This is a genomic window from Psychrobacter sp. FME6 (assembly GCF_014861365.1).
In the GTDB taxonomy this organism is placed as follows: Bacteria; Pseudomonadota; Gammaproteobacteria; order Pseudomonadales; family Moraxellaceae; genus Psychrobacter.
Genome location: NZ_RRYW01000121.1, coordinates 1 through 7,131 on the forward strand (window position 1 = coordinate 1; position 7,131 = coordinate 7,131).

The window sequence follows — 7,131 nt, forward strand, 5'->3', positions numbered from 1 at the left end:
CTGGAATTATTTTAGCGATCAGCAGTCCTAATAGATGAATTCTATACAGCCCCTATAAGTACTGGCTGCCATAACCATAAGATTTTAGGGCTAATTTTGGTGCAAATGGTGCAATAAAGCGCAAAGATTGTTATATTTACAGGTTACTTATATTTTTACATTATTTTATCCCTTGCAATGTCGGTCGCCATTATAATACGCAGTTATTAACTGTTTGCATCCACCACATTTTTACCCCGTTTTTGTTGTTTATTTAATTGAGTTCAAATCCCTATGTCACAAGCCCAAATTGATACCCTTGCTTCACTATTTAACGATGCTATTACTACTTTACAAGCAGATGGCACTCTACCAGCTGACTGGAAAAACAACAGCCAAATCACCCGTACTAAAGACCTGAGTCATGGTGATTTTGCCAGCAACATCGCGCTTACTGCTGCCAAAGCCGCCAAGGTCAACCCGCGCCAGCTTGCCGAAAAAATCGTCAATGCTCTGCCCGAAAATCAAAATATTCGCCAAGTAGAAATCGCAGGTCCTGGGTTTATTAATGTTTTCTTAAATGCGGAAGCCAAGTTTGCCGTATTAGACGATATCTTTACCTTGCAAGACCGCTTTGGTTTAAGTAAGCAGTTTGATGGTCAAAAAGTACAAGTTGAATTCGTCTCTGCCAATCCAACCTCTAGTTTGCATGTCGGTCACGGACGCGGTGCTGCCTTTGGTATGAGCGTGGCAAACTTGCTTGAAGCGATTGGCTATGACGTCACGCGTGAGTATTATGTCAATGATGCCGGTCGTCAAATGGATATCTTGGCCACCAGCACCTATTTGCGTTATCTAGAAGCCAATGGCGAACAAATAACCTTCCCAGTTAATGGTTATCAGGGTGACTATGTCAGTGATATTGCTCAAACGCTAAAAGCACAACATGGTACTAGCTATGTGCATGATTTTGCAAAAATCGCTAAAGATGTGCCAGAAGACGCTCAGTTTGAGATAAATACTGATGGCGAAAAAACACTGCTATCAGGCGATAAAGAAGCGCACATCGATGGTCTAATTGCCAATAGCAAAGCATTACTTGGCGATGGTTATGAGCTGTTTTTAAATGCTGCGTTGAGTAGTATTTTGGCCGACATCAAAGATGACCTAAATGACTTTGGCGTGAGTTACGAATGCTGGTTTAGCGAAAGGTCGATTGATAGTGAAATTGAGCCAGTCTTACAAATCTTAGATGAAAAAGGCTATCTATACGAAAAAGATGGCAATATTTGGTTCAAATCGACCGATTTTGGCGATGAAAAAGACCGTGTGGTCCGCCGTGCCAATGGTCAATCTACCTACTTTGCCTCTGATATTGCCTATCATAAAAATAAATTTGATCGCGGTTTTGATAGAGTCATTAACGTCTGGGGTGCAGACCACCATGGTTATGTACCGCGAGTAAGGGCGGCTTTATTAGCGCTTGGCATCGATGCTGAGCGTCTCGATGTGGTGCTGGTACAGTTTGTCGCACTATGGCGCGGCAGTGAAAAAGTGCAGATGTCATCTCGCTCGGGCAAATTTGTGACCTTACGCGAACTGCGCCAGGAAGTTGGCAATGATGCGGCGCGTTTTTATTATGTCGCGCGTAAGCCTGAAGTGCATGTTGATTTTGACTTAGAGCTTGCCAAATCACAGAGTAAAGACAACCAAGTGTATTACATCCAATATGCGCATGCACGTGTTTGCCGAGTATTAGAAAAACTAGAAAACAGCGGCTTTGTAGTAGACGATGCGATCGGCTTGCAGCAGCAAAACTTACTCAGCGCACCGAACGAAGATGAGCTGATTAAACTGCTAGCGGGATATCCAGCGACATTGCTGCGTGCAGCGACGGGTTACGAGCCGCATGTATTGACCAATTATTTAAAAGAATTGGCAGCACTGTTCCATGGTTGGTATGACAGCAATCGTATTTTGCCCGTGAGCTTGACGTCGGGCGAGACACCAAGCTCGGATGAGATGGATTTGATGCAAGCCCGCCTGCGTTTGTCTAAAGCGGTACGCCAAGTATTGGCCAATGGGCTTAATTTATTAGGGTTGTCGGCACCGTCTAGCATGTAGCATTTATTATGTAACATAAATAGACGATTGATAGCAATAATTTGATGATAGTTGATAGTTAGATTCAGTAGGGAGATGCAAAGCCATGCTAGCCAAAAAACCTAAAGGCGCGACTGAAAAGCGTAAAACAAGTAGCGTATCAGGCTTATTATGGATGTTTGTCGGAGCAATATTGACGCTTATGATCGGGGTGTTTATATACCTATCGCCATTATTTGATTTCAGTCCCGCTGACAGAAATGCAGGTAATGATTCTGATCGTCAGGTACAGCAGCGTGTCGATACTGATACTGATAATGGGGATTATGAGTTTTACGATATTTTACCCAATCAAGAAATGGCCACTATTCCTGATGAAGATTTTGGTGAAACCAGTAACCGTCCATTAGGACAAACCTCTGACTTTGAGCCTGATGTGGTCGTCAATCAACCAGAAGATACTGCCTCGAATCGTAACGATGATACAGGTAATTTTGGTATCTCTGAAAACACAGTTATCACACCAAGCCGTGATAGCAGTGGTAACAACGCTGCCACTAATAATAGCGGTGATGATGGCGATATTGTTGTTGTCGAAGAGGATGCGACTTACGATGGTTCGACGCCTGCTAGCAACAATAATGCCAATCGAACTAACAATGCCAATCGAACCAACAGTACTGGCTCAGGTGCTGCCAACATTCAAGCGGCCAAACCCGCTGCTACCTATATTTTGCAGATCAATAGCTTTGGTGATGCTGATGAAGCGGACCGCCGCCGTGCACAGGTGCTAATGGCAGGTGTAGATGCTAAAGTGGTGAAAAATACTACAGGTAGTGGTTTGCCAATCTATCAAGTGATTTCACGGCCGATGAATAACCGTCAAGCAGTCACTACTGCTCAGCAGCGCCTACAGAATAATGGTATTGATTCTATTATCGTTGAACAGCGTCGTTAGGTTAAGTTGCTTGGAATAGCTTTAGTGGTTGATTTATAATAAAAAAGCGTCGCAATGACGCTTTTTTTATCTCTTATTTTTAGTAAAGTTTTACTCAGATTTTAATTTTATCTCATTAACACTTCTACAAAGAGTATAGCTATGACGGTATCGACTTCAGCAACGCCACCTACGGACATGATTAAAGCCTTTTTTCAGAAGTATTTTATCGATGCATTTACTGGCATGGCTTTAGGGCTATTTGTCACGTTAATTGCGGGTCTTATCATCTCACAAATCGGTGGTTGGTTAAATTTACCTGCATTGGTCGCGGTGGGTAAGCTGGCATCGGTATTAATGGGAGCGGGTATCGGGGTAGGCATTGCTTATTATCTCAAAGCACCGACGCTAGTCATGCTCAGCTGTTTGGTGGCAGGAATGCTTGGTGCTCATTCTGAAGCGCTGATGGCAGGGACGATCTTTACCCCGCAAGTGGGAGGGCCTGCGACGTTTGTTGCTTTACCTGGGAACCCAATCGGTGCCTATTTAACGTCCGTATTTGCTTATCGTGCGGGCACTTGGGTCGCGGGCAAGACCAAGCTTGATATTTTACTCGTGCCCTTATTAGTGTGTGCGGTGGCATTGGCCGTGTGTGCGTTGTTGAATCCTCCTGTCGTTGCGGCAGTCAATGCCATTGGTCAGGGTATTCAAGCGGCCACTGAGTTACAGCCGCTATTAATGGGTATTGTCATTGCGGTGGTGGTTGGTATTTTATTGACATTACCGACATCTAGTGCCGCCATTTGCATTGCCATTGGGCTTGGTGGCCTTGCGGGCGGGGCCGCAGTAGTAGGCTGTGCGGCGCATATGATTGGTTTTGCCGTTGCGGGCTTTAAAGATAATGGTGTTAGCGGTGTGGTATCGCAGGGGTTGGGCACCAGTATGCTACAGATTCCCAATGTCCTTAGAAAGCCCATCGTTTTATTGCCTGCTGTCATAGCCAGTGCCATTGTCGGTCCCATTGCAACCGTTGGTTTCGGGCTTGCTTGTACTGCCACTGGTGCGGGTATGGGAACTGCTGGATTGGTGGGCGTGTTTGGTGTGATTGAAGCGTCACAAGAGTTGATGAGTATGACGCAGCTATGGACAGCAATTATTTTATTGATGTTTGTATTACCCGCTATCATTGCCGGTATCGTGGCTTATGTGATGCGCCGTATGGGCTGGTTGATTGAAGGTGATATGAGATTACCTTAAAAGTTTTACGAGACTGCTGGTATAGTTTTTTGCAGCCTCTGTCTGCGTAGGCACAGCAAGCAAGAAAAATTTATACCAGCAGTAGAGCCTGTATCGATATCATCTTTAAGCGACTATATTATGTTAGGTATAATGCATAAAAACCCCAGCTATTTTGATAGCTGGGGTTTTTATGGTAAATATCATAAAGGTTTTTAAAAATTAACGACGTACGTCTTTAGGCGCATCACCATTTGGCCAATCTTTCTCTTTATTGGCTTTTACAGGGCGTGGCAAGTGGGTAAAGTAAGCTGCAATATCGACTGCTTCTTGGTCGCTGAGCGAGTTGCCTTGACCGAACGGCATTTTGCCTTTGATAAATGATGCTGCGGTATAGGTACGCGCCATACCCGCACCGTCGTTGAATGACTTATCACCAGCGACTGCTGGATAGAGGTAAGTGCCATCATCGTTGTATTGACCTTCGCCATTCTCTCCATGACAAACCGTACATTTTTCAGCAAATAACTTTTTGCCATTATCGGTATTTGGCTCTAACGACTTGTCAACTTTAACAAAACCACGACCTTCAGGTGAAACACCAAAGGGTAAGTCTTGTGACAGCCAGCTCATATAAGAGACCATGGCGTTCATATCATCTGAAGCTAAGTCAAGCGGCTTACCATTCATTGAACGCTCAAAACAACCATTGATGCGCTCTTGAATCGTATTGACGCGACCCGCACGTGTACGATAAATAGGATAAATACCTGGCATGCCATTCCAAGGTGCCGCGAAGGCTTCTGCGCCATTACCTAAGTGACAACTGGTACAGTTAAGCTGGTTACCGACGTTGTCTGGTAGCTCTTTATAAGTGTGGTTAGCCAGTTGTAGGCCGCGCTTTACCGCTGCACCAAATTCATCATCTGGAATCGTTGATTGATCTGGCATTTTGATAGAAGGTTTGGCGCTTGCTGTGGTGTCGCCGCCAGTGGGCGCCGTCGTATCATTGGCAGCTGGCATGTTATCTTTTAATGCCTCTGCACGAGATTCCAAATCTTTTACACGTGCCAATGCTGCTGCTTCTTCGACACGGTCGACAGCTTTGGTATCTTCGCTATTACTACAACCCGTCACACTGGCAGCACTAATCGCAAAAATAGTCGCTACTAATAGGGAGGAGTAATTAGTATTGGGGATTTTTTTCATTGGAATATCCTTATCTTAAAAAATAATATGTAAATATAGATTTATATGGTAATTTAGATACCATAATGGCAGAAATAATTTTGTGTTTTAGATAAATAACGTGCTAAAAGTATAAGGAACATCAAGAAGCGTCCTTAGGTATTCAAGGCCATTTTAATAACTTCTCAACCCAACTCTGCCTATTAAAATCCAACAAGTAATCAATCTGTAAGATGCTAGTAATATAATTGTACCAAATACAAATAAGTAAAGTGTTTTTAAATTAAAAATAAAAGCAAATTTATTCAATAACCTATAAAAAAGAGACGGAAACTGAGATAAAAGCCAATACTGCTTACCACATCAAAAAAGGCGCTCAAACATTACCCATGTTTGAGCGCCTTTTTTGATGTGGTACTTTTTATAGCTCATTTAGTCGCTTTCGTTCAGCAGAAGGACGCGTTCTAGTCATTTCGTAGCAGCAGTTTTTGAACGTTTCTTACCTTTTAATTTACGAGATATTTTATTGATGTTATTTAATACCTGACCATAACGCGATGGGAACAGGCGCTGTACCGCATCTATCATCTTGGCATCGTTACCAATCAAGCAACGCGGTTGTTGGGTCGCGGCTGCTTGTAAAATAATCCAAGCAGCTTCACTGGCATCGAACTTTAAGAATTTATTAAAGCTGCTGATGGCTTTACGGCCGCTACGCATGCCCAGATCACTAATACTGTCATTGCCACGCGCGCTATTGGCAATATTGGTTTTAATGCCGCCTGGATGCACACAAGTTGCTGAGACACCGCAGCGCTGAATGTCTAACTCTTAGCGCAAGCTTTCGGTAAAACCACGTACGGCAAACTTACTGGCGTTATAAGCAGATTGCGAAGGCTGAGCGGTCAAACCAAATAGGCTGGAAATGTTGACGACGTGACCGTGTTCGTTAAATTGGCGTGATTTGTTGTCTATATTATGATTAGTAGACTCGCTTTGCTTCACGCTATTTTTAATCAATGGTAAGAATGCTTTGGTGCCATAGACCACACCCCAAAAATTGATACCCATGATCCATTCAAGCTCACTAATACTACTGCCTTCTACGGTTGAATAGAGTGCCACGCCAGCGTTGTTAAAGATAAAATTCACCTTACCATAATCAGCCATCACACTATCTGCCCAATCGTTAACGGCTTTGTTGTCTGAAACATCGAGTACGGTCGTGGTGGCTTTAATGTCGTAACCAATGAGCAGTTCTTGGGTTTGTGCCAATTGTTCAGCATTGATATCTGATAACGCCACGTGGCAACCCATCTGTGCCAAATGGATGGCAAGCTCACGCCCCATACCAGAGCCTGCTCCAGTAATCGCCGCGACGTGATTATGATAATAAGGCGCAATGTCGTGGTCTGTATCAGGAGAAAAAGGTAGGTGTTGACGCAAAGAGGTTGTTATAGCAGTGAGGTTATTGAGCATGATAAACAGTCCTTTGTTTAAGAGAGAAATAGTAGAAATTTCAGAGTATTTCTACCTTAGCACGATTTGTGAGGAGGGCTCATGTCGTTTAATAAACGCTGCTGTCACTCTTAAAAAGTGAATCAACTATATTGTATGCTTAGATTAACACACCAAGTGCAACGCTAAATTATATTATAGAACACCTGATTGGGCGTTTTAAACCCTAA

The 7,131-nt window shown here is 43.5% G+C and carries 4 protein-coding genes and 1 pseudogene; 3 read left to right on the forward strand and 2 right to left on the reverse strand.

The genetic code is table 11. The features are described 5' to 3' along the window. The first annotated feature begins 273 nt into the window (after positions 1–273). The 3 genes from argS to EI162_RS12755 all read left to right on the forward strand — a co-directional run bounded on the left by argS (position 274) and on the right by EI162_RS12755 (position 4,276). Complete coding sequence (gene argS, locus EI162_RS12745; RefSeq protein WP_192524701.1) at positions 274–2,103, forward strand: arginine--tRNA ligase; 1,830 nt, start codon at positions 274–276, stop codon at positions 2,101–2,103. An 85-nt stretch (positions 2,104–2,188) separates the two neighbouring features. After that, positions 2,189–3,040: an SPOR domain-containing protein gene (locus EI162_RS12750; RefSeq protein WP_192524702.1), complete on the forward strand. Its 852-nt coding sequence runs from the start codon at positions 2,189–2,191 to the stop codon at positions 3,038–3,040. Between the two features lie 141 nt (positions 3,041–3,181). Continuing rightward, positions 3,182–4,276 carry a PTS transporter subunit IIC gene (locus EI162_RS12755; protein ID WP_192524703.1) on the forward strand — a complete coding sequence of 365 codons (1,095 nt, stop codon included), beginning with the start codon at positions 3,182–3,184 and terminating at the stop codon, positions 4,274–4,276. Between the two features lie 201 nt (positions 4,277–4,477). Here the strand turns inward: EI162_RS12755 and EI162_RS12760 are convergent, their stop codons facing one another. Beyond that, the gene (locus EI162_RS12760; RefSeq protein WP_192524704.1) at positions 4,478–5,464 is read right to left on the reverse strand and encodes a c-type cytochrome; all 987 of its coding nucleotides are present in this window, start codon (positions 5,462–5,464) and stop codon (positions 4,478–4,480) included. A 447-nt stretch (positions 5,465–5,911) separates the two neighbouring features. Continuing rightward, positions 5,912–6,847, reverse strand: a pseudogene (locus tag EI162_RS12765) (SDR family NAD(P)-dependent oxidoreductase). Positions 6,848–7,131 lie beyond the last annotated feature (284 nt).

What these genes read in the sequence shown, in the direction of transcription:
- argS (WP_192524701.1), top strand. Translation starts at nt 274, where the DNA reads ATGTCACAAGCCCAAATTGATACCCTTGCTTCACTATTTAACGATGCT.
- EI162_RS12750 (WP_192524702.1), top strand. Translation starts at nt 2,189, where the DNA reads ATGCTAGCCAAAAAACCTAAAGGCGCGACTGAAAAGCGTAAAACAAGT.
- EI162_RS12755 (WP_192524703.1), top strand. Translation starts at nt 3,182, where the DNA reads ATGACGGTATCGACTTCAGCAACGCCACCTACGGACATGATTAAAGCC.
- EI162_RS12760 (WP_192524704.1), bottom strand. Translation starts at nt 5,464, where the DNA reads ATGAAAAAAATCCCCAATACTAATTACTCCTCCCTATTAGTAGCGACT.